This window comes from Alsobacter soli (genome assembly GCF_003004785.1).
GTDB lineage: Bacteria > Pseudomonadota > Alphaproteobacteria > Rhizobiales > Beijerinckiaceae > Alsobacter > Alsobacter soli.
Window position 1 is genome coordinate 61975 of the sequence record NZ_PVZS01000016.1, and the last position, 26421, is coordinate 88395.

A 26421-nucleotide genomic window follows, 5' to 3' on the forward strand; every position below is an offset into this window, starting at 1 on the left:
TGATGGCGCGCCGACTAGCCTGCAATTCAATGCTCGGTGTGCGTAAGCTCCGCAGTTTGGGCGGCGAAGCCTTCGGCTGCGAAGCGTTCTATGGCGAACGGCTCGATCGGCGTGGGCGTCCGCCCCTGCGTGACCAGCTCGGCGATGATCTCGCCCATCACCGGCCCGAGCTGGAAGCCGTGCCCCGAAAACCCGAAGGCGTGCACCAGCTGCGGGGTGGTGGACGAGTGGCCAATCACCGGGATCCGGTCCGGCGTTTGACCGTCGATTCCCGTCCAGGAGCGGATCACCTGCGCGCTGGTGAGGGCCGGAACGAGATCGAGCGTGCGCTGCATCCCCCCTAGCGACTGGTCCGTGAGCGGCCGGGACCGGGCGATCTCCGCGTCGCCCCAGCCGCGTCCTCCGCCGAAGATCACGTTGCCGCGCCCGGTCTGGCGCAGGTAGACGTCGCCGCCGCACACGCCGATGGAGCGGCTGACGAAGTAGGGCAGCGGCTCCGTCACCAGCATGTTGGGCATCAGCGGCTCGACCGGCGCGTGCTCGCCGAACCACGACGCCAGCGTCCCGCCGAACACGCCGGCGCTGTTCACCAGCCAGGCGCTCTCCACCGTGAGGTCACCGGCCTCCACAGCGAACCCGCGCTCGGTGCGCCGGGCAGCCGTGACCCGCCGGTGCTCGCGCACCTCGGCGCCGAGTCGACGCGCCAGCCGGGCGAAGGCGGGGCCGACGACACGCGGGTTGGCCTGCCCGTCTTCCGGTGACAGCGAGGCGCCCACGACCTTGTCGCCGAGCCACGGGATCTCGCTGCGCACGCGATTGGCGCCGAGCATCTGCAGCTCCAGCCCGTACTCCCGGGCGTCGCGGGCATACTGCTCCAGCTCCGCCATGTCCGCCTCGGAGCGGGCGAGCTTGATGTGGCCGGAGACGTCGAACTCGAGGTCCTGCTCCAGGGTCGCGGCCAGCGTGTCCCAGATGCGCCGGGAGCGGCGCGCGAGTGGAAGCTCATGGAGATTGCGGCCCTGCTGGCGCACGCCCCCGAAATTGACGCCGCTCGCCCCTGCGCCGCATGCTCCCCGGTCGAGAACGGCCACTGTCATGCCGGCCTTGCGCAAGGCCACCGCGGCCGCGCAGCCCGCGATGCCGCCGCCGACGACGCAGGCGTCGACCGCCAGCTTCTCGCTCATGCTGCGCCTCCCGCCACCGGGATAGGCTTCACGGGCGGCTGCCCGCGCAGCCGGCCTGCTTCTGAGACCGGGCAGCCCCGCTCCAGCGCGACGAGTTCGGCGGCAGCATGGCCGCAAACCCGGCCCTGGCACCGGCCCATGCCGATGCGCGTGAAGGCCTTCACGCGGTTGACCTCCGTCGCTCCCTTCTCGCGCACCGCGTCGCGCAGCGCGCCGGCGGTCACGCCCTCGCAGCGGCACAGGATCTCGTCGTCCGCGATGCTCGCCACCAGGTGATCGGGATACGGATAAGCCGCTTCCAGAGCGTCGCGGAACCGCGCCTGCCGGGCGAGCGCCGCGTCAAGGCGTGCGACCTCGCTGGCGTCCACAGCGCGTCCGATGTCCTCCAGCACCGCGAGGGCGGCGCGCCGGCCCTGAAGTTCCGCGACGTCGGCGCCGCCGATGCCCGCCCCATCCCCGGCCAGGTACACCTCGGGACGGCTCGAACGGCCGGCCGTTGTCCGTTCCGGCGCCCACTGGCGCGTGACAGGATCGAAAGCGAAGCGGCACCCGGCGAGGTCGGCCAGCTGGCTCTCGCTGCGCAGTCCGAAGGAGGCCCCGACCGCATCGCAGGCGACGCGGTGTTCGCGGCCATCCGCCCCGGTCCAGACCAGCGCTTCCACCCGGCCGTCGCCTTCCACGCGAAGCTTGCGCACGCCGCTGGCCCGCGTGCCGCCGCGCAGCGCGTTGCGGGCCGTGTAGTAGAGACCCTTGGCGAAGGTGGCGGGCTGCGCCAGGAGCCCTGCGGCTTGCCGTGCCCTCGCGGAAAACGGCGTCACGTCCAGAACGGCGACGACCTCGGCGCCCGCCTTGGCGTATTGGTGCGCGATCAGCGGCAGCAGAGGCCCTGCCCCGACGAAAGCGACGCGCCGGCCGATGGAGACGCCCTGCGCCTTCAGGGCGATCTGCGCGCCGCCGAGAGTGAAGACGCCCGGCAAGGTCCAGCCCGGAAAGGGTATGACCCTGTCCATCGCCCCTGTCGCGAGGACCAGCCGATCAAAGGCCTGCTCGCCATAGCCGCCGTCGGTCAGGGTGTCGAGCCGTTGCTCGTAAACGTTCCAGACGAGGGTTCGCGGCCGATAAACCACCCGCTCTCCCAAATCTGAGAGGACGGCGTGGACCGACTTCGCCTTCCCAGCCTCGAATCCATACAGGTCCTCGCCGGGCCGCTCTGCGCCCGGCGGCGGTTGTCGATAGATCTGCCCGCCCGCGCGCTGCGCCTCGTCGAACACGATGGGCCGCAGCCCAGCTTGGGCCAGCGCTTCCGCGGCGCGCACGCCGGCGGGGCCTGCCCCCACGATCGCGACGACCGGGTCAGACACGCGCGCCTCCATCGATCACCACCGCCATCCCGTTCTCGACCGGCGTGGTGCAAGCGCGCACGCGCCGCCCATCGGCCAGGTTCACCCAGCAGTCCTGGCACGCGGCCATGAAGCAGAACCCGGCCCTGTGCGCGTCGGCGAACTCGAAGGGTCGCAGCGCCGGGCGGTTCAGCAGGATGGCGGTCATCAGCAGGTCGCCGGGCTGGGCGACCGCCGGGACTCCATCGATGGTGAAGGGGATCGTCGGACCCGAGCGGTCGACCAAGCGGTGAAACAGCGGCGCGTTGGGGGCGGCGGTCATCAGATCATGTGCTCGTAGCGGCAGTTCACGAGGAGTTCGGCGATGGAGGCGGAATTCGGAAGCTGAACGACCAGGGCCACGATCCGGGCTAGGTCCTCCGGACGGGTCATCGCCTCGTGCGGCACGTCGGTCACGTGAGAGACCAGGTCCGTGTCCACGAATCCCGGACATAGCGCCGTCGCACGAATCCCATGCTCCCATCCGAGCCGGCGGACGGCATGCGTCAGGGCGACCACCGCGTGCTTGGACATCTGGTAGCCGACGTTGAGGCCCATCACGCGCTTGCCGGAGAGCGAGGCGACGTTGACCACGCGTCCCTGGCCGGCAGCCTTGAGATGCGGCAGCGCCGCCTGGATTACCCGAAACGGGCCTTTCACGTTCACGTCGAACAGGAGGTCCATCGCCTCGTCTGTCCCGTCCTCCAGGCCGACGAAAGGCGCAATCCCAGCATTGTTGACCAGTACGTCCAGGCGACCGAAGCGCGCCACCGTGGTCTCTACCCAGGCCCGCGCCGACTTGCCATCGGTGGCGTCATAAGGGTGCGCAAACGCGTCCGGAGCCAGATCGGGCGGAATCGCCTGCGGCCGGCGCACGCCGAGCGACAGGGCGAAACCCGCCCGGCCCAATTCGCGGGCCACGGCGAGGCCTATGCCTCGGTTCGCACCTGACACCATTGCTACGCGCATGGTCGCCCTCTCCTGTCATGGCGAAGCTCACCAGTCCTAAGCGCCCGCGTCAATCCTATTCCGATAATCGCACTTCTCGTGGCTGGAAATTCCAATTATCGTAACCGGCATGGCTACGAAGTCGTCCTCCACCAATGCGGAACGCGCAGCCGACATCCTTGTCGTGCTGGGAGTAGCGCCGGATGAGGGGTTGTCGCTCAGCGAAATCGCCGCCCGGGTCGGGGGCGCCAAGCCGGCCGCCCACCGCACGCTGGTCGCCCTCGGGTCCCGTGGCCTCGTCCAGCCAGGGACCCGCAAAGGCTTCTACCGCTTGGGACCGGCTCTTTATGCGCTGGCCCGATCCGGCAACACGGCCGCCGCAGTCGCGCGATGGAAGCCCGCGCTGGTTGGCGTTGCGGCGCGTACCGGGCATTCGACATACCTGCTCGCCCGGGCCGGTCTGGACGCGGTGTGCCTGGACGTCGAGACTGGTCCCGGCCCTATCCAGACATTGACGAGCGGCGTCGGGGGCCGCGTCCCCCTGGGCCTTGGGCCTGGAAGCCTCGCGATCCTCTCGGTCTTGCCGCCATCCCTGCAGGACACGCTCCTTGCCGCCAACGCCGAGCGTTTCCGCCAGGACGGCCGCATCTCCGCGGACGGGGTCCGCATGGCGCTGGCGCGCATGGCCAAAACAGGGATCGCCATCGATGAAGGCGCGCTGATCCCCGGGGTTGCGGGATTGGCGACAGGGATCGTGGATCCGCTGCTTGGTCCGGTGGCGATTTCCCAGGCTCTTCCCGCCGCATCCCTCACGGCCGAGACGCAAGAAAGCTTCCGCCTGGCCGTAGCGGATCTATCGCCAGCTTCGCCCTAGGTAGCGCACTTCCGCTCCCGCGCCGCGCTGGGGGGACGGCCGAACCGGCGGCCGAAAGCGCGCGAAAAATGGGATGCGCTGGAGAAACCCGTGGCGAAGGCGATGTCCGATACGGAAAGCGGACTCTGCTGGAGCAGCCGCAGCCCATGCTCCAGTCGAATGGCGCGATACACGTCGGCGAAGCTGGACTGGAGATGCGTCGCGAACAGCCGATCGAGGTGCCGTGGCGTCACGCCGGCGAGCCGCGCCATGGCCGAGCGGTCCAGCGGTCGTTCGATCGCTGTTTCCATCTTCTCCAACACGGCGAGCAGCCCCGGGTGATGCGTGCCGAAGCGCTCGGGCGCGCTGCCCCGCTGCGGGGCTGCGGGCTCGGCGACGGAGGCGTGCAGGAACCAGTCGCTGACGCGCCGGGCGAAGGCCGGACCCATGCGCTCGGCGATCAGCGCGTGCATCATGTCGAGCGGGGCGACGCCTCCTCCGCAGGTGATGCGGTCGCCGTCGATGACGTAGCGCGCCTGACGCGGCTGGAGCCCCGGAAAGGCCTCCATGAGCGCCGGAGCGTGCTCCCAGTGGATCGTGAAGTCGCGCCCGTCCAAAAGGCCCGCCTGCGCCAGCAGGAACGAGCCGCCGGAGATGCCGCCGATTCGCACGCCCTGCCGCGTCAGGCGCCGCAGGATCGGAAACGCGGGGCGCGCATGCTCCCAGTCGGCGGGGCCGCCGCCCGCAACCACGAACACCGTATGGCAGGCGCCGCCCCTCCGGGCGAGGTCCCCGCAGGGCACGGCGAAGCCTGACGAGCAGGCGACCGGCTCCCCGCCAACGGACAGCGGCTCGACCGTGTAAAGCCCTGTGCGGGCCAACAGATTCGCGGCCCGCAGCGGCTCCGTCGCCGACGCATAGGACATCAGGGCGAAATTGGGCGCCAGAAGAAAGCCATAGGTCTGGGCGTCCGACGCCGCTGTCTCCATCATGGCTCATCGATATCTGAAAATGTCCCTTTGGGACAACCGGCCCTTGGCCGCGCCCCTTAGTCTGCGCCTAGGTCGGCACGGCAGCAGGCGCCCATGCGATATTCCGCCCTTTCCCTCCTCCTCAACGGCCTCACGGGCAACCGGAACTGGGCTCCCGCCTGGCGGGAGCCGGAGCCGAAAAGCCATTACGACGTCGTGATCGTCGGGGGCGGCGGGCACGGGCTGGCGACCGCCTACTACCTCGCCAAGGTCTTCGGAGTGCGGAACGTGGCCGTGCTGGAGAAGGGTTATCTCGGCTCCGGCAACATCGGCCGCAACACCACGATCATCCGCTCGAATTACCTGCTCCCGGGCAACAACCCGTTCTACGAGCTCTCCATGAAGCTCTGGGAAGGGCTGGAGCAGGACTTCAACTTCAACGCCATGGTGTCCCAGCGCGGCGTGCTGAACCTGTATCACAGCGACGCCCAGCAGGACGCCTATACGCGCCGCGGCAACGCCATGCGCCTCCACGGCGTCGACGCCGAGTTGCTGGACCGCGAGGCCGTTCGCGCCAAGCTGCCCTTCCTCGATTTCGACAACGCCCGATTCCCCATTCAGGGAGGGCTGCTCCAACGCCGAGGCGGCACCGTGCGCCATGACGCCGTGGCCTGGGGCTACGCCCGCGGCGCGGACAGCCACGGCGTGGACGTCATCCAGCATTGCGAGGTCACCGGCATCCGCCGGGAGGGTGGCCGGGCGGTGGGCGTCGAGACCACCCGCGGCTTCATCGGCTGCAACAAGCTCGCCCTCGCCGCCGCGGGTCACTCGTCGCAGGTGGCCGCCATGGCCGGCTTGAAGCTCCCGCTCGAAAGCCACGTGCTGCAGGCCTTCGTGTCGGAGGGGCTGAAGCCCTTCATCGACTGCGTCGTGACCTTCGGGGCCGGGCATTTCTACGTGTCGCAGTCCGACAAGGGCGGGCTCGTCTTCGGCGGCGACATCGACGGATACAACTCCTACGCCCAGCGCGGAAACCTGGCGACGGTCGAGCACGTCGCGGAGGCCGGCAAGGCCATGATCCCGGCCCTGTCGCGGGTGCGCGTGCTGCGCTCCTGGGGCGGCGTGATGGACATGAGCATGGACGGCTCGCCCATCATCGACCGCGTCCACCTGGACAATCTCTACCTGAACTCCGGCTGGTGCTACGGCGGCTTCAAGGCGACGCCCGCCTCCGGCTACTGCTTCGCCCACCTGATCGCCCGGGACGAGCCTCACGAGACGGCGCGCGAGATGCGCCTCGACCGCTTCGCCCGCGGGTATCTCATCGACGAGAAGGGCCAGGGCGCCCAGCCGAACCTTCACTGAGCCGCGCGGCTCGCATCCTCCACTTCCCGAGAGACCGGACCCATGGCCAGCCGCGTCCCCTGCCCTCACTGCGGGCTCCGCCCCAAGGAGGAGTTCACCATCAAGGGCGCCGCCCTGCCCCGGCCCGCGCCGGACGCGGGCGAAGCGGCCTGGATCGAGTACGTCTATCTGCGCGAGAACCCGCGCGGCGCTTATGACGAGTTCTGGCACCACACCTCCGGCTGCCGACGCTGGCTCGTCGTGAGCCGCAACACGCTGACGCACGACGTCTACGGCGCCCGCGACGTCGCCCTCGGCGGGGAGACGCAGCCGTGAGCTCCTATCGTCTCCCCTCCGGCGGACTGGTCGACCGCGCCGCATCGCTGGCCTTCACTTTCGACGGCAAGCCCATGCAGGGCTTCGCCGGCGACACGCTCGCATCTGCCCTGCTCGCCAACGGCCAGCGGCTGGTGGGCCGCAGCTTCAAGTACCACCGCCCCCGTGGCGTCCTGACCGCCGGCGCGGCGGAGCCGAACGCGCTGGTCACGATCGGAACGGGTGGGCGCACCGAGCCCAACACTCGCGCCACGATGCAGGAGCTCTACGCCGGGCTGGAGGCGACGAGCCAGAACCGCTGGCCCTCATTGGCCTTCGACGTGGGCGCGGTGAACGGCCTGCTCTCGCCCTTCCTGGGCGCGGGCTTCTACTACAAGACCTTCATGTGGCCCGCCGGGCTCTGGGAAAAGCTCTACGAGCCGTTCATCCGCAAGGCGGCCGGTCTGGGCAGGGCCACCTACGAGGCAGACCCCGACTCCTACGAGAAGTGCTGGGCCCATTGCGACCTGCTCGTTGTCGGCGCCGGCGTCACCGGCCTCGCCGCCGCGCTGACGGCCGCCCGCTCCGGGGCGCGAGTCATTGTGGCGGACGAGCACGCGCGCGCTGGCGGCGACCTCTTGTCCACCACCGCCACGCTCGATGGCCTGGCCGGACCGGCCTATGCGGACGCGATGTTGCGGGAGTTGGCGAGCCATCCCGAGGTGCAGGTCCTGCCTCGGGCCACCGTCTTCGGCTGGTACGACGGGGGCGTCTTCGGCGCGGTCGAGCGCGTGCAGAAGCACGTCGCTGCGCCGGACCCCAGGCGCCCCGTCGAGCGCCTGTGGCGCATTGCGGCCCGGCGCGCAGTCCTCGCCACCGGGGCGGAGGAGCGCCCGCTGGTGTTCGGCGGCAACGACATCCCAGGCGTGATGACAGCGGGGGCCATGCGGACCTACCTGAACCGCCACGCCGTCGCGCCCGGCCGCCGCGCGGCCGTATTCACCACAAACGACAGCGGCTACGCCCTCGCTGGAGACCTTGAGCGCGCAGGCGTCGAAGTGGCGGCGGTGATCGACTCCCGCCCGGACGCGCTGGCTTTCCCGGGGCTCAGGGCGAGGGTCATCCGCGAGGCGGTGGTCAGCGACGCCCACGGCGGGCGCGAAATCCAGGCCGTCGATGTTTGGGCGGACGGGAAGCGCGAGCGCATCGCCGTGGACAGCCTGGCCATGGCGGGCGGCTTCAACCCGGTGATCGCCCTCGCCTGCCAGCGCGGCGCCAAGCCCCGCTGGTCGGACGCGCACGGCGCCTTCCTGGCGCCCGACGTGGACGGCCTCTCCCTCGCTGGCGCCGCTGCAGGCGTGACCGGCCTGGCCGCCTGCTTCGAGTCCGGCGTGCGGCAGGCCTCAGCGGCCCTGAGCGACCTCGGGTTCCGGCCCACCCCGCTGGCGACGCCGGTTGTCGAAGGCGACGTCGTGCCTGCTCCTGCCCCGCCGCTCTGGATGATCCCCGGCGTGAAGGGAAAAGCCTTCGTCGATTACCAGAACGACGTGCACCGCGCCGACCTCGATCTCGCCGTACGCGAAGGCTACGGCCACGTGGAGCTCGCCAAACGCTACACCACCAACGGCATGGCGACCGACCAGGGCAAGCTCTCCAACGTCAACGCTATTGGCCTGCTGGCCAAGGCGCGCGGCGTCTCGCCGGGCGAGGTCGGCACGACGACGTTCCGGCCCTTCTACACCCCAGTCTCCTTCGGCGCGCTGACCGGGGCCCATCACGGCAAGCACTTCCAGCCGGTCCGCAAGTCGCCCCTGCACGACTGGGCCGCACGGCGCGGGGCGGTGTTCGTGGAGACGGGCCTTTGGTACCGCTCGTCCTGGTTTCCCCGTGACGGTGAGACCACCTGGCGCCAGAGCGTGGACCGGGAGGTCCTCAACGTCCGCGCCAATGTTGGGCTCTGCGATGTCTCTATGCTGGGCAAGATCGAGGTCTGCGGACCCGATGCCGCCGAATTCCTCAACCGTGTCTACTGCAACGGCTTCGCCAAGCTCCCCGTCGGCAAGGCGCGCTACGGCCTGATGTTGCGCGAGGACGGCTTCATCTACGACGACGGAACCACGAGCCGCCTCGCCGAGGACCGCTATTTCATGACCACCACGACGGCTTACGCGGCCGGCGTCATGACCCATCTCGAGTTCTGCGCCCAGGCGCTCTGGCCCGAGCTCGACGTCAGGCTGGCGTCAGTCACGGACCAGTGGGCCCAGATGGCCGTGGCTGGGCCAAAGGTCCGCGAGGTGTTGCAGCGGGTCGTGGACGAGGACCTCTCGAACGCCGCCTTCCCCTATCTGGCCGCCCGCGACGTGTCCCTGTTCGGCGGTCGGCTGCGCGGGCGACTGTTCCGCATCTCCTTCTCCGGCGAACTCGCCTATGAGCTCGCCGTGCCAGCCGACTACGGAGAGAGCGTCGCCGACGCGCTGATGCAGGCGGGCGAGCCCTTCGGGATCCAGCCCTACGGCGTCGAGGCCCTTGGCGTGCTGCGCATCGAGAAGGGGCATGTCACCCACAACGAGATCAACGGAACCGTTGTCCCGGCCGACCTCGGCTTCGCCCGCATGGTGGCGGACAAGCCCGATTTCGTGGGCAAGCGCATGCTGTCACGCGAGGCGCTCGTGGCCCCCGGCCGGCCGCAACTCGTGGGTCTCGTTCCGCTCGACCCGGCCGCGAGCTTCCGCACCGGGTCGCACGTCCTGAGCAAAGGCGCGGCGGCCACCCTGGAGAACGACCAGGGCTACGTCACCTCCACCGCCTTCTCCCCGCACGTGGGGTCAACGATCGGCCTCGCCCTCGTGAAGAACGGCGCGTCGCGGCATGGCGAGGAGGTCCTCGTCTGGAATGGACTGCGCAACGAAATGACCACGGCCCGCCTCACCAGCCCCGTGTTCGTCGACCCCGCGAACGAGAAGCTCCATGCGTGATTCAGCGCTCATGCGCCGCCCCGCGGTGGCCTCCGAACCCGTCCGCTGCGGCGACCTCCTGCTCGAGGCGCCCGGCGGCTCCATCCTGCAGCTGCTCGGGAAGGCGGGCGCGACGCCGCCGTCCGACATGAGCCTGCCCGAGGTGGCCGGCGCCTCGCCTGGCCTGCGCAATGCCGGGCCTGGGCAGTGGTTCGTGGTCACGGACCGGGAGCTCACCGGCCCCGAGATCGACGCCCTGGCGGCCCGCCTCGCGCCCTCGCTCCACGTCGTCGACCAAAGCAGCGGCCGTTTCCGCATTCGGGTCAGCGGCGCGCCGTCCCGCCGCATGCTGGCGAAAGGCGTGGCGCTCGACCTTCACCCGGAGCGTTTCCCGGTCGGGACGGCGACGTCGACGCTGGTTGGCCAGATCGGGACCAACCTCGCCCGGACCGGACAAGACTCCTTCGAACTGCTTGTCTTGCGCGGCTTCGCCCAGAGCCTGTGGGACGACCTGCTGCTGATGAGCCGCGAATTCGGCTGAGCGCGGGAGCCGGACGGGAAGACGCCGGCGCCCGCGTTCACGCAGGTCGTCCTACTCCGCGTCGAGGGCGTGCAGCTTCTCAACCCGGCGGCGGCAGTCCTCGTCGGTCGAGAACTCGGCCTTCAGATAGGCGGAGACCAGGTCCCGGGCGAGCCAGGGCCCGACGATCTGCGCCCCGATGCACATCACGTTGACGTCGTCGTGCTCCACCGACTGGTGGGCCGAGTGCACGTCGTGGCACACGGCGGCGCGGATGCCCTTGATCTTGTTGGCCGCGATGGACGCGCCCACGCCCGTGCCGCAGACCATGATGCCGCGGTCAGCCTGCCCGGCCTTCAGCTTGCCGGTGAGCTGGCGCGCGATATCGGGGAAATCCACCGGCTTGTCGTCGAACGAGCCGACGTCCTCCACCTCGTGGCCTAGCGTCCGCACCTCTTCGATGACGGTCTTCTTGAGAATCCAGCCGGCGTGATCCGACCCGATGACGACTCGCATGTTGGGGGTCCTGTCGAAAATTCTTGTTGGAATGAGGAGGGGCCCGGCCTGCGGCGCGGGCCCCGTCCCGGGTCAGCTGCGCATCTCGGCCGGCAGTTCGGTCCCGTGGAACTTCTTGTAGATCTCGTTCAGCTTGCCGTTTTTCAGGTTCGCCGTGATCCACTCGTTGAGCTTCTCCTTCAGCTTCGGCTCGCCCTGGCGCACGCCGATGGCGAGGTCGAAGTTGCGGATAGGCACCTTCGGCTCGAACACCCGGTTCGGATTCTTCACGCCGATCTGGTTGACGATGGTGGCCGAGGTGGCGATGCAGTCCGCCTGGCCGGACACGGCCGCCGTCACCATAGTGGCGTCGTCGTCATAGCGCGACAGCTTGAGGGCGCGGTCCTTCATGGCGCTGAGCTCGGTGTCCTGGGTCGTCCCGCGCGACACCGCGATGGTCTTGTCCTTCAGGTCGTCCCAGCCCTTCACCTGCGCGGACTTCAGGCAGCCCACCACCGACTGGAGCGAGGCGTAGGCCTTGGTGAAGTCGATCACCTTGGCGCGCTCGGGCGTCACCGACAGCGTCGAGATCACCACGTCGGCCTTGTTGGTCTGCAGGTTGGGGATGCGGGTCGCGCCCGTGGTCTGCACCCACTCGATCTCCAGGCCCCAGTCCTTGGCGAGCAGCTGGGCCGTCTCCACGTCCGAGCCCGTGGGCTTCATGCTGGAGTCCATCATCCCGGACGGCGGGATCGCCATGTCCGTCGAGATGCGGATCTTCTTGGCCTTCATGATGTCGTCGTACTGGTCGGCGTGGGCGGCGGCGCCCCCGAGCATGACGAGCGCCGCGGCGGCGGCGAGAAGCGAGGCTTTGCGCATGATGGTTTCTCCCTGTCGTTGAGCGTTGGTTCTTGCGGTCACAGGCCTGTCCCGATGAATTGGGCCAGTTCTGGGGTTGTCGGGGCCGTGAGGATCGTCGCGGTCCCGCTTTCGTGCACCTTGCCCCGGTGCATGAAGACGACGCGGTCGGCGATGCTGCGGGCGAAGCCCATCTCGTGGGTCACCATGACCATCGTCATGCCGTCCTGCGCGAGCGCCTCGATCACCTTCAGCACCTCGCCGGTGAGCTCGGGATCGAGCGCGGAGGTCACCTCGTCGAACAGCATGACCTTCGGGCGCATGGCGAGCGAACGGGCGATGGCCGCGCGCTGCTGCTGGCCGCCCGAAAGCTGCTCCGGGTAGTGGTGCAGCTTGTCCTCCAGCCCGACCTGCGCCAGCACGGCGCGCGCCTCTTTGCGGGCCTGCGCCTTGGGAATGCGCTTCACCGAGGAGGGAGCGAGGACAATGTTCTCCTCGATGGTGAGGTGCGGGAACAGGTTGTAGCTCTGGAAGACGATGCCGACGTCCTGGCGCAGCGCCCGCAGGTCGAGGCCCGGGTCGTGCACCTTGTGCCCGCACACCTCGATCTGGCCCGCGTCGATGGTCTCGAACCGGTCGATGCAGCGCAAGGCGGTGCTCTTGCCCGAACCGCTGCGGCCGATGATGGTCAGCACCTCGCCGCGCGCGACGTCGAAGGTGACGCCGTCGAGCACCTTCAGCGGGCCGAAGCTCTTGTGGACCTCGCGGAGCGAGACGACGGCGGATCCCGCCCCGGAAGCGGCGTTCTGTTGCATCAGGCTGTCTCGACGGAAAGGCGCGCCCGCCCTCGACCGCGCTGGGCTTCGAGGACGCGGCTGAGCCGGGAAATCGGATAGCAGAGGGCGAAGTAGACGACCGCCACGATCACGTAGATCAGGAAGGGCTCGAACAGCGCGTTGTTGATGATCTGCCCGGCCCGGGCGAGCTCGACGAAGCCGACCACCGAAGCCAGCGACGTGTTCTTGATGATCTGAACCATGAAGCCGACTGTCGGCGGCGTGGCGATGCGGATCGCTTGCGGAAGAATGACCTTCGCCATCCGCTGGGTGCGCGACAGCGCCAGCCCCTCGGCCGCCTCCCACTGCTGCCGTGGCACCGACTCGATGCACCCGCGCCAGATCTCGCCGAGGTAGGCCGCGACGTAGATGGTGAGCGACACGGAAGCCGCGGCCAGCGGCGACACCGTGATCCCGAGAGGGGGCAGGCCGAAGAAGGTCAGGAACATGATGACCAGCAGCGGCGTGCCCTGCACGAGCTGGACGTAGCCCGCAGCCAGGATCCGCACGGCGCGGACCGGCGAGATGCGCGCCAGCGCCACAACGAAGCCTGCGAGCCCGCCGCCGATCAGGGCGATGAGCGACAGGCCGACCGTCCACAGCGCGCCATGCGCCAGGAAGCTGAGGTGGTTCGCGTTCAGAGAGCCGCCCATGCCAGCCTCCTCACAACGGCGTGCCGAGGCGCCGGCGGCGCGGGAACAAGGCGAGGCCCAGGGCCCAGAAGCCCGCCCGCATCACCAGCGACAGGACGACATAGGCGATCGCCACCAGGATGTAGGTCTCGAAGGCCCGGTAGGTGTCCGACTGGATGTAGTTGGCGACCGCCGTGAGTTCCTCGGCGGAGATCTGGGACGTCACCGACGAGGCCAGCATCAGCAGCACGAACTGGCTGGTGAGAGCCGGGTAGACCTTCTCGATCGCAGGCAGCATCACCACGTGCCAGTAGATCTGCCACCGTGACAGCGCCAGGCCCTCGGCCGCCTCGAGCTGGCCCTTCGGCACGGCGTCGAAGCCCGCCCGGATGATCTCGGTCGTGTAGGCGCCGACATTGATGGTCAGCGCGGCGGCCGCGACCGTGAAGGCGGGGAACTTCACGCCCAGGCTGGCGAGCCCGAAATAGACCAGGAAGATCTGCACCAGCAGCGGCGTGTTGCGGATCGTCTCGACGTAAAGCGCGGCGACCCGCGTCGCCACCGGGTTGTCGCTCCGCCGCGCGATGGCGCCCAGCACGCCAATGACGGTGCCGAACACCGTGGCGATGACCGCAAGCTCCAGCGTCAGGATCGCGCCCGACAGGAAGGCCGGCCACCGCTCCAGGATCGCGCCGAAGTCGAGGTTGATCCTCATCCGGCTCAGGCCCGGTTGGTCATGCGGTCATAGACGCGGAACAGGGCCTGGTTGCCGTTGCTCCCCTCCCCGTGCGCCTTGGCCTCCATGTACTGGCTCGTCACCAGGGCCGTGCCCGGCAGCGGCACCGTGAGCGCCTGCGCCTGCTCCAGCACGAGCCGCAGGTCCTTCAGCATCAGGTCGATGCGGAAGCCGGCCGAGGCGTCGCCCCCGATCATGGCCGGGCCCAGCCGGTCAAGCATCCAGGAGGCGGCGGAGCCGCCCAGCAGCACCTTGCGCAGCTGCTCGAGGTCGACCCCGGCGGCGCGGCCCAGCGCCAGCGCCTCGCAGACGGCCTGGAGATTGATTCCGCAGATGAGCTGGTTACAGAGCTTCACGGTCTGCCCGGCGCCCGTTCCGCCGACGTGGGTGATGGTGGTCCCCATGGCCCGGAAGTAAGGCTCGGCGGCCAGGAAAGCCTCGCGGTCGCCGCCGGCCATGATCGACAGGGCCGCGTTCTTGGCGCCCACCGGGCCGCCGGACACTGGGGCGTCCACGAAGGCCACCCCCTGCTCCTTCAGGCCGGCATGAAGGCGGCGGACGGCCACCGGCGAGATGGTGCTCATGTCCACGATCAGCCTGCCGGCGGGCGGCGCCGAGGCTAGCCCGTCCGGCCCTTCGATCACGGCTTCGACGTGGGGCGTGTCGGGCAGCATCGTGATCGCGATGTCCGCGCCCCGGGCGGCCTCCGCCGGGCTCGCGGCGGGCTGGAGCCCCTCCGCCCCAAGCTCGGACACGGCCTCGGCGTTCACGTCATGCCCGACAACGGCGTAACCGGCCTTGAGCAGATTGCGCGCCATCTCGCGGCCCATGGTGCCGAGCCCGATGAAGGCGACGCGCTTTTGGGAGGAAGACGAGCTCATGGGCGGTTCCGTTGCGTGTTTTCGGAGGGGATGGCGGTGGCGATCTCGGCGTCCGTCTGGCCAAGCGCCGCCCGGCGGCGATAATCGTCGCCGATGGCGAAATGCTCGCGCAGCACGTGCTCCGCCCGGTCCGGGTCGTGGGCCGCGATGGCGTCGAAGATGCGCCGGTGGTCCTCGATGAGGTAGGTCTTCATCGACGGGAAGATGCGCAACAGCTCCCGCCGCCGCTTGTGGGACAGGCGCAGGATGCCGGACAGGGCGTTGTGGAGGACGACCAGCGTCTCCGACCCGCCCGCGTCCACCAGGGCCCGGTGGAACTCGTAGTCGGCGAGCCCGCCGGCGTCCGGGTCGTCGATGGTCTCGACGATGCGCGCCAGCGCCGCCTGGAGCCGCTCGAGGTGGAGCACGGTGGCTCGCTCCGCGGCCAAGCGGATGGCTTGGCACTCGATGGCGATGCGGGCCTGCATCACGTCTTCGAGGAACTCGGCCCTCTGGGCGAAGGCGAAAGTCAGGAAGTCGCTGAGCACGGACGGGTCCGGGCGGCGCACCACCGCGCCCACGCGCTCGCGGATCTCCAGCACCCCCAGCACCGTGAGGGCCCGCAGCGCCTCGCGCAGCATCGGCCGGCTCACGTCGAGCTGGGCGGCCAGTTCGCGTTCGGAGATCAGGCGGTCGCCGGGCTTCAGCGAGCCTTCGAGCAGCCGGTCCCGGAAGAAGGCGAACACCTTCTCGAAGCCCTTGCCGCTTGCCTCCCCGAGCCGCGTGATTTCAAGATCAGCGGTCATGTCCTTACCTTGGTCTGACCAATAGAGGCGCGGAGGCTTGGCCGTCAAGGGCTCGCATGGAAACGGGCTCCCGCGGACGGCTGATTGGCCTAGCTCCTCATGTCACGAGTGACGTTTCTCCGTGCGCCCGAGGTAAAGCTCGGCGGCCCGTTCGTCAGCCAGCAGCATGGCGGCCTCGCCCTCGATGGCGACCTTGCCACCATCCAGGATGTACCCGCGCTGCGAGACGGCGAGGCACTGACGCGCCCGCTGCTCGACGACGAGGACCGACACATTCAGCGAGGGGAGTCGCGCGATCAGCTCGAAAGCTTCGGCCACCTTCGCGGGCGAGAGCGCCGCCGTCGGCTCGTCCAGGATGATCAGCCGCGGGCTCGTCATCAGGGCCCGGGCGAAGGCCAGTTGCTGGCGCTCGCCGCCGGAAAGGCTTCCCGCCCGCGCGCGCCGCCGCTCCGCCAGCAGTGGAAAAGCCTCGAACAGCTCCGCGATCCGGCGGCGCTGGTCCTTCACCCCCACGACGACCTGCAGGTTCTCGACCACGCTCAGGGCGGCGAAGACATTGGCGACCTGCGGCACATAGCCGACCCCGCGGCCGACCCGGTCCTCCGTGGAGAGGCCGACGAGGTCGGCGCCCTCGAACAGGATGCGGCCGCTCACCCGGGGCAGCAGGCCCAGGACGGCCTTGGCCAGCGTCGACTTGCCGGCGCCGTTCGTGCCGGCCACCGTGACGATCTCGCCCTTGCGCAGGAATAGCGAGACCCCGTTCAGGATGTCGACCTCGCCATAACCGCCGCGGACGTCCTCGACCCCAAGCAGCAGCGGCGCGCCGGCCATAGAGCCCCGTTCGGTCATATCCGCAGCCACGGGCTGGGCCACTGATTGGGCGCTCACGACAGGCCTCCCAGATAGGCTTCGCGAACCTGCGGTTCGTCGAGCACGGCGGCGGGCTCGCCCTCGGCCAACACCCGGCCGCGATCCATCACGGCCATGCGGCTGACGAGGCGGGTCAGCGCCTCGAGGTCGTGCTCGATCACCAGGAAACCGATGCCGCGGCCGTTGAGTTCGGCGATGCGCTCCATGATCTCACCGATCAGCACCGGGTTTACGCCCGCGAAGGGCTCGTCCAGCAGGATGAGGCGCGGCTCCACCATGAGCGCGCGCCCGAGTTCCAGCAGCTTCTTCTGGCCTCCCGAGAGCTTGCCGGAGGGCTGGTCGGCCACCCTGGTCAGCTTCAGCAGCGCGATGGTCTCCTCCACCCGCGCCGCGATGGCGGCCTCCTCGCGCCGCACCGTCCCGGGGCGAAAGAACAGCCCGAACAGCCCCTCCCCCGTCTGCGCCGGCGCCGCGGCCATCAGGTTCTCGCGTACGGTGAGATGGCTGAATTCGCGCGGCACCTGGAATGTCCGCACCATGCCCGCGCGCGCCCGCGCGGGCGCGGACAAGCCATCGATCCGCCGCCCGCCCAGCGTGATCTCGCCCTGGTCCGCGGACAGGAAGCCCGAGATGACGGAGAAAAGGGTCGACTTCCCCGCGCCGTTCGGGCCGATGAGGCCGAAAAGCGAGTCGAGCGGCACGCTCAGGCGCACCCCGTCCAGCGCCTGGAAGCCGCCGAAGGCCTTTGTGACGTTCCGAATTTCCAGGGTCATCGCTTGGTGTAGTCCCCCATCAGGCCCTGCGGCCGGAACATCACGAACAGGATCAGGAGCAGCCCGACGACGCCGATGCGCACGGAGGCCATGTCGACCTCGGAGATCCACGGCACGATGTCACGCAGGAAGCGTGAGCCCTCCAGGAAGACCATCAGGATGGCCGCCCCGACCACGGCGCCGGACACGCGGCCCACGCCGCCCATGATCACCGCCATCCACACGTAGAAGGTGACGAGCGGGATGAACTGGTCGGGCACGATATAGGTGATGTAGTGGGCGTAGAAGGCGCCAGCCACGCCCGCGATCGCCGCGCCCACGATCAGGACCTGGATCTTGAAGCTCGCCGGGTCCTTCCCGAGCGCCTTCACGGCCTCCTCGTTGTCGCGGATGGCCTCGATGAGCCGCCCGAACGGCGATTTCGCGATGCGCAGGATCATCCACACCGCCACGATCGTCACGGCCAGGATCACGGCCAGCGTGGCGGCCTGCGCCGCGAAGCCCTGGAGCCCCTCGAACAGGCGGGGGATGCCGGGCACGCCCTGCACCCCGTTGGTGAGCCACTTCTCGCTGGTGATGACGATGCGCACCACCTCCGAGAAACCGAGCGTCACGATGGCGAAATAGTCGTCCCGCAGGCGCAGCGAAACCAGGCCGATCGGCCAGGCGGAGAGGCCTGCCAGCACCGCTGCCGCCGGGAAGGTCAGGATCAGCGGCACGCCCTTGAGGGCCAGCAGGGCGCTCGTGTACGCCCCGATCGCAAAGAAACCGACATGCCCGAAGTTGATGAGCCCGGTCAGCCCGTACTGCAGCGTCAGCCCGAGGCTGAGCAGGACGTAGATGAGCGCGATGATCGCGATGGCGGCGAGATAGGCGTCCATCAGCGTGCCCCCTCCACGCGCCCGAACAGGCCGCGCGGCCGCACCAGCAGCACGGCCAGCATGATCACGAAGGCGAGCGCGATCTTGTAGGTGAAGCCCACGAAGGGCGTCGACGCCTCCTGCGCCACGCCCAGCAGCAGGCCCGCCAGCACCGCCCCGCCGGGCGATCCGATGCCGCCCAGGATGGCGGCCGTGAAGGCCGGCAGCAGCATCTCCCAGCCGCTCTCGGGCGACACGATGGTCTTCACGCCGAGCATCATGCCGCCCACGCCGGCGACGCCGCCCGCGAGCAGCCAGAGGGCCACCATCACGCGGCCTGGGCGCACGCCCGACACGCGCGCGAGGTCGCGGTTGTCGGCCACGGCGCGCATCTGGCGCCCGATCGGAGTGAAGTAGAGCAGCCCGAACACGGCCGCGAGCGCGATGGCGGCCACGGCCGCCAGCTGCAGGTCCAGCGGCGTGATGCGCACGCCGCCCAGCACGTAGGGCCGGGACAGGGGCGCCATGAAGACCTGCTGCGCGTGCCCGAAGGTGACGCCGAGCACCGCCCGGATAAAGAAGGCGACGCCGATGGAGGCGACCAGCAGGGACACCACGGAGCGGTTCGCCAGCTGCCGGAACACGGCCAGATAGGCCAGCAGGGACACGACCGCGGTCGCCAGGAATGCGGCCACGCCCCCGAGCGCCATGGATCCCGTGGCCTTGAAGGCGGCCAGCGCTGAGTAGCCGCCAAGCGTCATGGCGTCGCCGGTGGCCGCATTGGGGAACCGGGCGATGCCGAAGACCAGCGTGATGGAGAGGGCGGCGAGCCCGATCACGAGCCCCTGCACGAGGCCGTTGACGAGCAGTTGGGCGTAAAACATGGAGGTCTCGATGCCTTCCGGTCCGAGGCCGGAGCGCGACAGGGCGGCCTGGCGCGAAGCCAGGCCGCCGACGTGTATCAGATCTTCACAACGTAGCGACGGTTGAGCTTGCCGCCTTCGATGAAGAAGACGCCGAAGTCCGGGGTCACGTCGCCGTACTGGTCGAAGTCCAGCACCGAGGAAGCGCCCTCGAAGTTGATCTTGCCCTTCTTGAGGGCATCCTTGCCTTCGGCGAAGGAGAAGACCTGCTGGCCGGGCGGGTTAGCGATTTCGCGGATCTTGGCGTTGATGGCCTGGGTGTCAGCCGAGTTCGCGGCCTCCATGGCGAGCGCCAGGACATGGACCATGTCCCAGGTCATGGCCGCATAGACGTTGGCCTGGCCGGGCTGGCCGGTCGCCTTCTTGTAGGCTTCGTCATAGGCCTTGTAGGAGGGGGCGTTCTCGTTGGACACGGAATCCACCGAGATCACGCCCTCGACGACGTCCGGGCCCACCGCCTTCACCAGGTCCGGGCTCGCGGCCCAGCCCGGCATGATCCACTTCACCGCTTGGCCCGTCTGGTACCACTCGCGCATGAAGATGGTGGTGTCGGCCAGGTACGACCCCGTCACGATCACGTCGGGATTGGCGGCGAGCACCTTCTGCAGCTCGGACCGGTAGGTCGGCTGGTTCGGCTCGTAGACGACGCTCTCGACCACCTTGCCGCCCTTGGCTTCCCAGGCCTTGCGGAAGCCTTCGGTGTTGCCGATGCCCGAGGCGTTGTTGAACGCCATCGTCGCCGGACGCTTGAAGCCCTCCTTGACGCAGATCTCCGCGAAGGCGCGGCCGAAGCGGTCGTTGGTCGCCTGGTAGCGGTAGGACAGGCCCTTGGCGTTCGCCGGCGGCGTGGAGAGCGCCGGCGCGCCTGACGTGTTCATCAGGATGATGTTGGCGTCGTTGGTGAGCGGAATGACCGCGAGCGACACGCCCGAGGACCAGGTCCCCATGAGGATCTGGACCTTGTTCACGTCGATCAGCTTCTTGGCCGCGAGAACGGCCGCCTGCGGGTTGGTCTGCGTGTCCTCGTAGACCACCTCGAGCTTGCGCCCGGCGGCGCCGCCAGCCGCGTTGACGATGTCGGCTGCCGCGCCGATCATTTTCTGCATGCCGGAGCCGAACGGGCTGCCGGAGCCGGTGACGGGGCACAGCGCCCCGATGCGGTAGACGCCTTGCGTCTGCGCCCGCAGGATCCCCGGCGCGGCCACGAGGCCGGCGGCGGCGCCAAGCCCTCCCACGAATTGACGGCGTGTCGTTGTCATTGCCTTCTCCCTCCAGAAGCGGTGCTTATTGGGCCAGGGCGTCCTTCACGAAGACGCCGGCCTTCATGATCGCCGACAGGTGCTGGCCCTGGCGCGTCAGCAGCGACAGGTCGGCCAGGGGGTCGCCATCGACCACGATCAGGTCTGCGTGCGCGCCGGTCTCCACCAGGCCGATCTGGCCGCTCATGCCGATCAGTTCGGCCGCGTCCACGGTGGCCGACCGGATGACCTCGATGGCGGGGAGCACCCGGCCGCGGATCACGAACTCCTCCGACTGGTGCCGATGCATCTCGCCGAGCAGGTCGGTGCCGTACGCCATGGTGACCCCGGCGTCGCGCATGATCTGCAGGGACTCCAGACCGCGCAGGCGCACGTCGTCGATCTTGGCGACCGAGGTGGCAGGCAGGCCCAGCGACTCGCCCTCGTTCTTCAGGGCCTCGTAGGTGACCAGCGTCGGGCACGCGATGGCGCCGCGCTCCTTCATGAGGGCGGCCGTCGCGGGCTCGATCAGGTTGGCGTGCTCCACCGAGCGGACGCCCAGCTTCACGGCGCGCGCGATGGCCTCATCCGTATAGAGGTGGGCGGACACATAGGTCTGGGCGTTGCGCGCCTCCTCGACGATCGCGGCGATCTCGTCATTGGAGAAGCCCAGGAACGCGATCGGGTCGGTGGGCGACGCGACGCCGCCATTCGCCATGATCTTGATGAACTGCGCGCCCTGGCGGATCTCGTCGCGGGCGGCGTGGCGGCAGGCCTCGACGCCGTCGCAGATCCGGCCCAGCGAGCCCAGGCGCCGGGTCTGGTAATCGGGATCGCGATTGTCGTAGCGGCCGCGGAAGTCGGCGTGCCCGCCGGTCTGCGCCAATGCCTTGCCGCAGATCACGAGCCGCGGGCCGTCGACGAGTCCCTGCTCGAGCGCGTCTACGAGCGCGTGCGTCGCGCCGCCCACGTCGCGCACGGTTGTGAAGCCGCGCGCCAGCATGCCTTTCATGATCCGGGCGGCGTGGAACGCCGCGAGCGTGTCCGGCAGCAGCGCGTTCAGGCCCAGGTTCACGAGACCGGCGACCACGTGCACGTGGCAATCGATCAGGCCGGGCATCAGGGTGCGGCCCTTCAGGTCGACCGTCCGCGCCGAGGCGCTGCGGATCGGCCGATCCGAGATCTCCTGGATGCGGCCGTCCTCGACGCGCACGTGCCGGTCGTGCTCGCCCTGCGGGCTGCGGCCGTCCAGGATGCGGGCGTTCTCGAAGATGATGCTCTGGGACACGCTGTTCACCTTTCCTTGGAGCCGCCGGCTCGGACGGGCTGGCGCTCCTCCTGCGCATGATCCCGTCGGGAGTAGTCGGCGAGGATCGATTTCCAGAAATCCAGGAGTCCCCGGTAGTAGCTCGGGTCGTCCCGCAGCACCTGCTGCATTCCCATGCCGCGCATGAGGCAGAGCGACGCGTTCAGGGCGGTCTGCACTTCGCGGTCGTCCAGGTGCGTCCCCTTGAAGAAGTCGCCCCAGATCCGGTCCAGGGCCGCGTGAAACTCACGCACGACCGGGATCAGGCCCTCGCGCAAGACCCCGTTGTGCCGCGCCTCGGTGATGTGCTCCAGGGTGATCAGCAGCAGGCGGCCCGAGAACAGATCCCAAAGCCGCTCCACGAAGTCCGATAGGCTGAGCGATCCATCCCTGACCGAGGCGGCGAGGCCGCGGATGTCGCTGGTGGCCGACTTCAGCAGGTGCTCGATGGCGCGCACCACCAGAGCGTCCTTGCTGGGGAAATGGTGGTTCAGGGCGCCGCGGGTCACGCCGGCCCGCTCGGCGATCTCGGCGGTGGTGGTGCGGGGGTAGCCGCGTTCGTTCAGGCAATCGAGCGTCGCCTCGACGAGCCGGGCCCGCGTCTCGGCGGACCGCTCCTCCTGGGTGCGACGCTGGGGCTTCGCCATCGGCATGGCGCAACGCTAGAGAGCCACAAACAAACATGCAAGCATGTTTGTTGGCGAAGCCGCCGCCCAAGGAGCCAGACGCGTCAGGTGAAGCGCAATCCCTCAGAGCACGCCGTGACGGGCGAAAACGGCGCTGAGCAGCTCCCCGCGCAGCAACTCGTCCCGTGTCTTGTCCTCGGCCTCGATCTTCTCAAGCGCCAGGCGGACGGCCTCCGCGGCGATCTCGCGGGGGACCACCACCACGCCGTCCACATCGCCGAAAACGAAGTCGCCGGTCCTGACCGGCACGCCCGCGACTTCGACGGGCTCGTCCATGGCCATCATCTCGGCGCGACCCTTCGTATCCAGCGGGCCGATCCCGCCGTGGAACACCGGAAACCCGACCTGCCTGATGCGGCGCACGTCGCGCACGAGCCCGTCCGTGAGACAGCCTGCGGCGCCGCGCGCCATGGAGGCCGTGGTCAGCAGTTCGCCCCAGGGCGCGATCCGATCCGTCGGCCCGTCGCAGGCCAGCACAGGAATCTCGCCGGGCTTGAGGTCGTCGATGAGCGCCATCTCGATCGCATAAGGGTTGGCGCCCTCGACCGTGTGGAAACGCTTCATGTAGAGGCCGGTGCGGGCGAAGCCGCACAGGATCGAGTCCTCGTCCAGGGGCCGCACGAACGGCTTGAGCGCCTGCCCAGGACGGCCGAGCGAGTCGAGCACGTCGGACAGCACGGCGGCGTTCAACCTGCTCGTCAGGGCGGCGGGGTCGAGGGTCGCGTCAAGGTTCGGCATGTCCGGCTCCGTCAGTGATCAGTGGGCGTGGCCGCGGTTGAGGCGCCGCTCGAGCCGGCGGCTGTAGGATGACATCAGGTAGCAGCAGACGAAGAAGACGAAGGCCGCGAAGGCGTAGCCCTCGCGGGCCATCCCGAGCCACGCGGGGTCCTTGAGCGCCTGGTTGACCACGCCGAGCAGGTCGCTCAAGCCGATGATGGTGATCAGGGTCACGTCCTTGAACAGGTCCACCACCGTGTTGACGATGCCGGGAAGCACGATGCGCAAGGCCTGGGGCAGCACGACGAGCGCCTGCATCTGCCACCACCGGAGGCCGAGCGTCGCAGCCGCCTCCTCCTGGCCCTCGGGGACGCCCTGCAGGCCGCCGCGCACCACCTCCGCCATGTAGGCCGCGTTGAACAGCACCATGGCGATCATGGCGCGCAGCAGGCGATCCGCGGTCACGCCGTTTGGCATCAGAAGGGGGACGATCACGGCGGACATGAACAGCACTGTCAGCAGCGGCACGCCGCGCCACAGCTCGATATAGGCGATCGACAGGCCGCGGATCACCGAGAGCTGGGAGCGTCGCCCCAGCGCCAGCAGGATGCCGAGCGGGATGGCGCCGGCGACGGTCACGAAGGACACGACGACGTCGATCATCAGCCCGCCCCACAGGCTCGTGTCGACGTAAGGCAGGCCGAAGACGCCGCCGAGCAGCAACACGCCCACGATGGCCGGGCACGCCGTGAACAGCAGCGCGAACCAGATCCCGCGGTGGCGCACGTGCCCCTCGCGCAGCACCGGGATGCAGAAGCCGATCAGCGCGACGAGGGCAGCCAGGACGCGCCAGCGTTCGTCCGGCGGATAGCGCCCCACGAAGAACAGCGGCAGGCGCACTTGGATGAAGGTCCAGCACGCGCCCTCCCCGCCGCAGGCGGCGCGCGTGGCGCCCGTCACGGTGGCGTTCAGCACCGCCCATCGGAACATCGCGGGCAGCGCCCAGGCAAGGAAGAGCCCGACCAGCACCGTCAACACCGTGTTGAAGGGCGAGCTGAACAGGTTCCTGCGGGTCCAGGCGACCGCCGCGCCGAGGCCTGCGCGCGACCCGGGGAAGTCCCATCCGGGCGCTGCGGGCGTGATCTTGGAAGCTTCGCTTTCGGTGGACATCAGCGTGTCACCAGTGCGACGCGGCGATTGTACCAGTTCATGAAGGCCGACGTGGACAGGCTGATGGTGAGGAAGATCGCCATGAGGATCAGGATGGTCTCGAGCTCGCGCCCGGTCTGGTTCAGCACCGTCCCGGCGAAGATGGAGAACAGCTCCGGATAGGCGATGGCCGCCCCGAGCGAACTGCTCTTGATGAGGTTGAGGTACTGGCTCGTCAGCGGCGGCACCATGATGCGCAGCGCCTGGGGCAGCACCACCTTGGCGAGGATCTGCCCAGGCCTGAGCCCGAGGCTGAGCGCCGCTTCGCGCTGCCCCTTGGGCACGGCCAGGATGGCGGCCCGGACGATCTCGGCGATGAAGGCCGAGGAGTACATGCTGAGCCCGGCCCAGAGGGCCACCAGCTCAGGCGGGATCTGCAAGCCGCCGGCGATGTTGAAGCCGCGCAACGCCGGCCTTTCGACCTGCGCCACGCTCGCGATCACCGCGGCAAGCGCCAGGGCAGGAAGGACGAGCGCCTTGGCGCCGAGCGGCCGGCCCCGCCAGCGCAGCCGCCAGACCAGGGGCGTCACGAGAACCGCCGCCGCGGCGCCCCAGGCCACGGGCGCCGCCCATGGGGCGAAGTGAAGCGTCGGCAGGTAGAGGCCGCGGATGTTGAGCAGCGCGCCGCCCGGCAGCGCGATGCTCTGGCGCAGCGGCGGCATAGCCTGCAGGACGCCGATGTACCAGAACGCCACCTGCACCAGCTGGGGCGTGTTGCGGACGACCTCGATGTAGGCGAGCGCGACGTTACGGACGAGCCAGTTGTCCGAGAGCCGCATCACGCCGACGAGCAGGCCGATCAGCGTGGCGGCGACCACGCCGAGCGCCGACACCAGCAGCGTGTTGAGCGTGCAGACGAGCAGCGCCCGGCTGTAGGTGTCGCCAACCTTCCAGTCGACGATGCGGAACGGGATGTCGAAGTTCGCCCGGTCGCTCAGGAAGCCGAAGCTGAACGTCATGTGGCGGGCGTCGAGATTGTCCGCCACATTGCCCCCGAGCCGCCAGGCCACCGCCGCGAGCGCCGCAAGCAGCGCCCACTGCGCGATGCGGGCCCGCGATGATGGCCGCCGGACCACGGGGCGTCAGTGCCAGGTCGGCAGCGTCTGGAGGCCGCCCTTGTCGTAGAGGTTGTTCATGCCGCGCGGCAGGCCCAGGCCTTTTGCGCCGAAGCTCGCCTCATAGACCTCGCCATAGTTGCCGATGTCCTTGACGATGCGCTTCGCCCACTCGTTGTCGACGCCCAGCAGCTTGCCGAAGTCGCCTTCGAGCCCGAAGAAACGGCGCACGTCCGGGTTGCTGGGGTTCTGCGCCATCTGGTCGGCGTTGGCCTTGGTGATGCCCAGCACCTCGGCCTCCAGCATGGAGTAGTGGACCCACCGCACGAGCCGGGTCCAGGCCTCGTCGCCCCCTCGCGTGAGCGGCCCGATCGGCTGCAGTCCGCCGATGGTCTCGGGGATGAAGATCCAGTCGGCCGGCGTCTTCATGGTCGAGCGCGCCGCCGCGACCGAACCGCCGTCATCCGTGTAGCCGTCGCAACGACCCGAGTCCGCGGCCGCGAAGGCCTCCTCCGGCTTCTCGAACAGCAGCGTCTTGATCTCGATGCCGTTGGCCCGGTTGTAGTCCGCGATGTTGGTCTCCAGCGTGGTGCCGGTCAGCACGCAGATGGTGGCGCCGTTGAGCTCCTTGAGATGCCCCACGCCCAGGTTCTTGCGAACCATGAAGGTCTGGCCCGTGAAGAAGTTCACCGCCGGCAGCTCAAGCCCGAGCGCCGTGTTGCGCAGAAAGCTGTGCTCCGAGTCGCGGATCAGCACGTCGATCTCGCCCGACTTGAGCACGGAGAAGCGCTCCTTGGAGGTGAGGCCGATGTACTTCACCTTCTTGGGCGACCCGACCACCGCGTCGGCGATCGCCCGGCAGAGCGACACGTCCAGCCCCTGCCACTCGCCGGAGCTGTCCTGGTAGGCGTAGCCGGGGATGCCCGTGTCGATGCCGCAGATCAGCTGGCCGCGCTTCTTCACCGCGTCCAGGGTGGGACTGGAGACCTGCGCCCAGGCCGACCCCGCCCCCATCCAGAGCCCAGCGGCCGCCACAAGGGCCGCGCTCAACGCTTTCCTCAACGTGCTCATTGCCTGACCCCTTCCCTGCTCG

General features: G+C 69.2%; 28 protein-coding genes. 5 read left to right on the top strand and 23 right to left on the bottom strand.

The window, feature by feature from the left end; translation table 11 throughout:
- Nucleotides 1-26 precede the first annotated feature (26 nt).
- Genes SLNSH_RS15290 through SLNSH_RS15305 form a run of 4 tightly spaced genes read right to left on the bottom strand, consistent with a single transcriptional unit; the run spans nucleotide 27 to nucleotide 3532 of the window.
- Nucleotides 27-1184 carry an NAD(P)/FAD-dependent oxidoreductase gene (locus tag SLNSH_RS15290; RefSeq protein ID WP_106337870.1) on the bottom strand — a complete coding sequence of 386 codons (1158 nt, stop codon included), beginning with the start codon at nucleotides 1182-1184 and terminating at the stop codon, nucleotides 27-29.
- Nucleotides 1181-2545 carry an FAD/NAD(P)-dependent oxidoreductase gene (locus tag SLNSH_RS15295; RefSeq protein WP_245422365.1) on the bottom strand — a complete coding sequence of 455 codons (1365 nt, stop codon included), beginning with the start codon at nucleotides 2543-2545 and terminating at the stop codon, nucleotides 1181-1183. Before SLNSH_RS15295 ends, SLNSH_RS15290 begins: the two co-directional genes overlap by 4 nt.
- Nucleotides 2538-2846, bottom strand: a complete 309-nt coding sequence (locus SLNSH_RS15300) for a (2Fe-2S)-binding protein (RefSeq protein ID WP_106337872.1) — start codon at nucleotides 2844-2846, stop codon at nucleotides 2538-2540. The genes SLNSH_RS15295 and SLNSH_RS15300 overlap by 8 nt, the downstream gene beginning before the upstream one ends.
- Complete coding sequence (locus SLNSH_RS15305) at nucleotides 2846-3532, bottom strand: SDR family NAD(P)-dependent oxidoreductase (protein ID WP_245422366.1); 687 nt, start codon at nucleotides 3530-3532, stop codon at nucleotides 2846-2848. The genes SLNSH_RS15300 and SLNSH_RS15305 overlap by 1 nt, the downstream gene beginning before the upstream one ends.
- 109 nt (nucleotides 3533-3641) lie before the next feature.
- Here SLNSH_RS15305 and SLNSH_RS15310 point away from each other — a divergent pair, with 109 nt between their 5' ends.
- The gene (locus SLNSH_RS15310) at nucleotides 3642-4385 is read left to right on the top strand and encodes an IclR family transcriptional regulator (RefSeq protein ID WP_106337874.1); all 744 of its coding nucleotides are present in this window, start codon (nucleotides 3642-3644) and stop codon (nucleotides 4383-4385) included.
- Here the strand turns inward: SLNSH_RS15310 and SLNSH_RS15315 are convergent.
- A complete protein-coding gene (locus SLNSH_RS15315; protein ID WP_106337875.1) occupies nucleotides 4382-5356 on the bottom strand; it encodes a GlxA family transcriptional regulator in 975 nt (324 codons plus the stop codon). The genes SLNSH_RS15310 and SLNSH_RS15315 overlap by 4 nt on opposite strands.
- 93 nt (nucleotides 5357-5449) lie before the next feature.
- On the opposite strand from SLNSH_RS15315, the gene SLNSH_RS15320 reads away from it, so the two are divergent.
- Genes SLNSH_RS15320 through SLNSH_RS15335 form a run of 4 tightly spaced genes read left to right on the top strand, consistent with a single transcriptional unit; the run spans nucleotide 5450 to nucleotide 10489 of the window.
- Entirely contained in the window at nucleotides 5450-6700 is a 1251-nt protein-coding gene (locus SLNSH_RS15320; RefSeq protein ID WP_106337876.1) for a sarcosine oxidase subunit beta family protein, read from the top strand.
- A gap of 42 nt (nucleotides 6701-6742) precedes the next feature.
- Nucleotides 6743-7015, top strand: coding sequence for a sarcosine oxidase subunit delta (locus SLNSH_RS15325; RefSeq protein WP_106337877.1), 273 nt, complete (start codon nucleotides 6743-6745; stop codon nucleotides 7013-7015).
- Entirely contained in the window at nucleotides 7012-9969 is a 2958-nt protein-coding gene (locus SLNSH_RS15330; protein WP_106337878.1) for a sarcosine oxidase subunit alpha family protein, read from the top strand. The genes SLNSH_RS15325 and SLNSH_RS15330 overlap by 4 nt, the downstream gene beginning before the upstream one ends.
- On the top strand, nucleotides 9962-10489 hold the full coding sequence (locus SLNSH_RS15335; protein WP_106337879.1) for a sarcosine oxidase subunit gamma: 528 nt from the start codon (nucleotides 9962-9964) through the stop codon (nucleotides 10487-10489). Before SLNSH_RS15330 ends, SLNSH_RS15335 begins: the two co-directional genes overlap by 8 nt.
- Before the next feature lie 51 nt (nucleotides 10490-10540).
- On the opposite strand, the gene rpiB is transcribed toward SLNSH_RS15335, so the two are convergent.
- The 18 genes from rpiB to SLNSH_RS15425 form a co-directional block, all read right to left on the bottom strand.
- Nucleotides 10541-10984 (bottom strand): ribose 5-phosphate isomerase B, encoded by a 444-nt coding sequence (gene rpiB, locus SLNSH_RS15340; RefSeq protein ID WP_106337880.1) that lies wholly within the window; start codon nucleotides 10982-10984, stop codon nucleotides 10541-10543.
- 72 nt (nucleotides 10985-11056) lie between these two features.
- The gene (locus tag SLNSH_RS15345; protein ID WP_106337881.1) at nucleotides 11057-11842 is read right to left on the bottom strand and encodes a transporter substrate-binding domain-containing protein; all 786 of its coding nucleotides are present in this window, start codon (nucleotides 11840-11842) and stop codon (nucleotides 11057-11059) included.
- A 38-nt stretch (nucleotides 11843-11880) separates the two neighbouring features.
- Nucleotides 11881-12636, bottom strand: a complete 756-nt coding sequence (locus SLNSH_RS15350; protein WP_106337882.1) for an amino acid ABC transporter ATP-binding protein — start codon at nucleotides 12634-12636, stop codon at nucleotides 11881-11883.
- Nucleotides 12636-13310, bottom strand: a complete 675-nt coding sequence (locus tag SLNSH_RS15355) for an amino acid ABC transporter permease (protein ID WP_106337883.1) — start codon at nucleotides 13308-13310, stop codon at nucleotides 12636-12638. Before SLNSH_RS15355 ends, SLNSH_RS15350 begins: the two co-directional genes overlap by 1 nt.
- Nucleotides 13311-13320: 10 nt before the next feature.
- Nucleotides 13321-14004 (bottom strand): amino acid ABC transporter permease, encoded by a 684-nt coding sequence (locus SLNSH_RS15360; protein WP_106337884.1) that lies wholly within the window; start codon nucleotides 14002-14004, stop codon nucleotides 13321-13323.
- A gap of 5 nt (nucleotides 14005-14009) precedes the next feature.
- Nucleotides 14010-14906 (bottom strand): NAD(P)-dependent oxidoreductase, encoded by an 897-nt coding sequence (locus tag SLNSH_RS15365; RefSeq protein ID WP_106337885.1) that lies wholly within the window; start codon nucleotides 14904-14906, stop codon nucleotides 14010-14012.
- Nucleotides 14903-15691 carry a FadR/GntR family transcriptional regulator gene (locus SLNSH_RS15370; RefSeq protein ID WP_106337886.1) on the bottom strand — a complete coding sequence of 263 codons (789 nt, stop codon included), beginning with the start codon at nucleotides 15689-15691 and terminating at the stop codon, nucleotides 14903-14905. Before SLNSH_RS15370 ends, SLNSH_RS15365 begins: the two co-directional genes overlap by 4 nt.
- A gap of 102 nt (nucleotides 15692-15793) precedes the next feature.
- Nucleotides 15794-16579 (bottom strand): ABC transporter ATP-binding protein, encoded by a 786-nt coding sequence (locus tag SLNSH_RS15375; protein WP_342587862.1) that lies wholly within the window; start codon nucleotides 16577-16579, stop codon nucleotides 15794-15796.
- Nucleotides 16576-17334: an ABC transporter ATP-binding protein gene (locus SLNSH_RS15380; RefSeq protein WP_106337888.1), complete on the bottom strand. Its 759-nt coding sequence runs from the start codon at nucleotides 17332-17334 to the stop codon at nucleotides 16576-16578. Before SLNSH_RS15380 ends, SLNSH_RS15375 begins: the two co-directional genes overlap by 4 nt.
- Nucleotides 17331-18215, bottom strand: coding sequence for a branched-chain amino acid ABC transporter permease (locus SLNSH_RS15385; RefSeq protein ID WP_106337889.1), 885 nt, complete (start codon nucleotides 18213-18215; stop codon nucleotides 17331-17333). The genes SLNSH_RS15380 and SLNSH_RS15385 overlap by 4 nt, the downstream gene beginning before the upstream one ends.
- Nucleotides 18215-19078: a branched-chain amino acid ABC transporter permease gene (locus tag SLNSH_RS15390; RefSeq protein WP_106337890.1), complete on the bottom strand. Its 864-nt coding sequence runs from the start codon at nucleotides 19076-19078 to the stop codon at nucleotides 18215-18217. Before SLNSH_RS15390 ends, SLNSH_RS15385 begins: the two co-directional genes overlap by 1 nt.
- Nucleotides 19079-19155: 77 nt before the next feature.
- Nucleotides 19156-20376, bottom strand: coding sequence for an ABC transporter substrate-binding protein (locus SLNSH_RS15395; RefSeq protein ID WP_106337891.1), 1221 nt, complete (start codon nucleotides 20374-20376; stop codon nucleotides 19156-19158).
- Nucleotides 20377-20401: 25 nt separating this feature from the next.
- Nucleotides 20402-21643 carry a metal-dependent hydrolase family protein gene (locus tag SLNSH_RS15400; RefSeq protein WP_106337921.1) on the bottom strand — a complete coding sequence of 414 codons (1242 nt, stop codon included), beginning with the start codon at nucleotides 21641-21643 and terminating at the stop codon, nucleotides 20402-20404.
- 5 nt (nucleotides 21644-21648) lie between these two features.
- Nucleotides 21649-22308 (bottom strand): TetR/AcrR family transcriptional regulator, encoded by a 660-nt coding sequence (locus SLNSH_RS15405; RefSeq protein WP_245422367.1) that lies wholly within the window; start codon nucleotides 22306-22308, stop codon nucleotides 21649-21651.
- Between the two features lie 102 nt (nucleotides 22309-22410).
- Nucleotides 22411-23085, bottom strand: coding sequence for an RraA family protein (locus SLNSH_RS15410; protein ID WP_106337893.1), 675 nt, complete (start codon nucleotides 23083-23085; stop codon nucleotides 22411-22413).
- Between the two features lie 18 nt (nucleotides 23086-23103).
- Nucleotides 23104-24234, bottom strand: a complete 1131-nt coding sequence (locus SLNSH_RS15415; protein ID WP_106337894.1) for an amino acid ABC transporter permease — start codon at nucleotides 24232-24234, stop codon at nucleotides 23104-23106.
- Nucleotides 24234-25349: an amino acid ABC transporter permease gene (locus tag SLNSH_RS15420; RefSeq protein ID WP_106337895.1), complete on the bottom strand. Its 1116-nt coding sequence runs from the start codon at nucleotides 25347-25349 to the stop codon at nucleotides 24234-24236. Before SLNSH_RS15420 ends, SLNSH_RS15415 begins: the two co-directional genes overlap by 1 nt.
- Before the next feature lie 6 nt (nucleotides 25350-25355).
- Nucleotides 25356-26378, bottom strand: a complete 1023-nt coding sequence (locus SLNSH_RS15425) for an amino acid ABC transporter substrate-binding protein (RefSeq protein WP_210202519.1) — start codon at nucleotides 26376-26378, stop codon at nucleotides 25356-25358.
- Nucleotides 26379-26421: the final 43 nt, after the last annotated feature.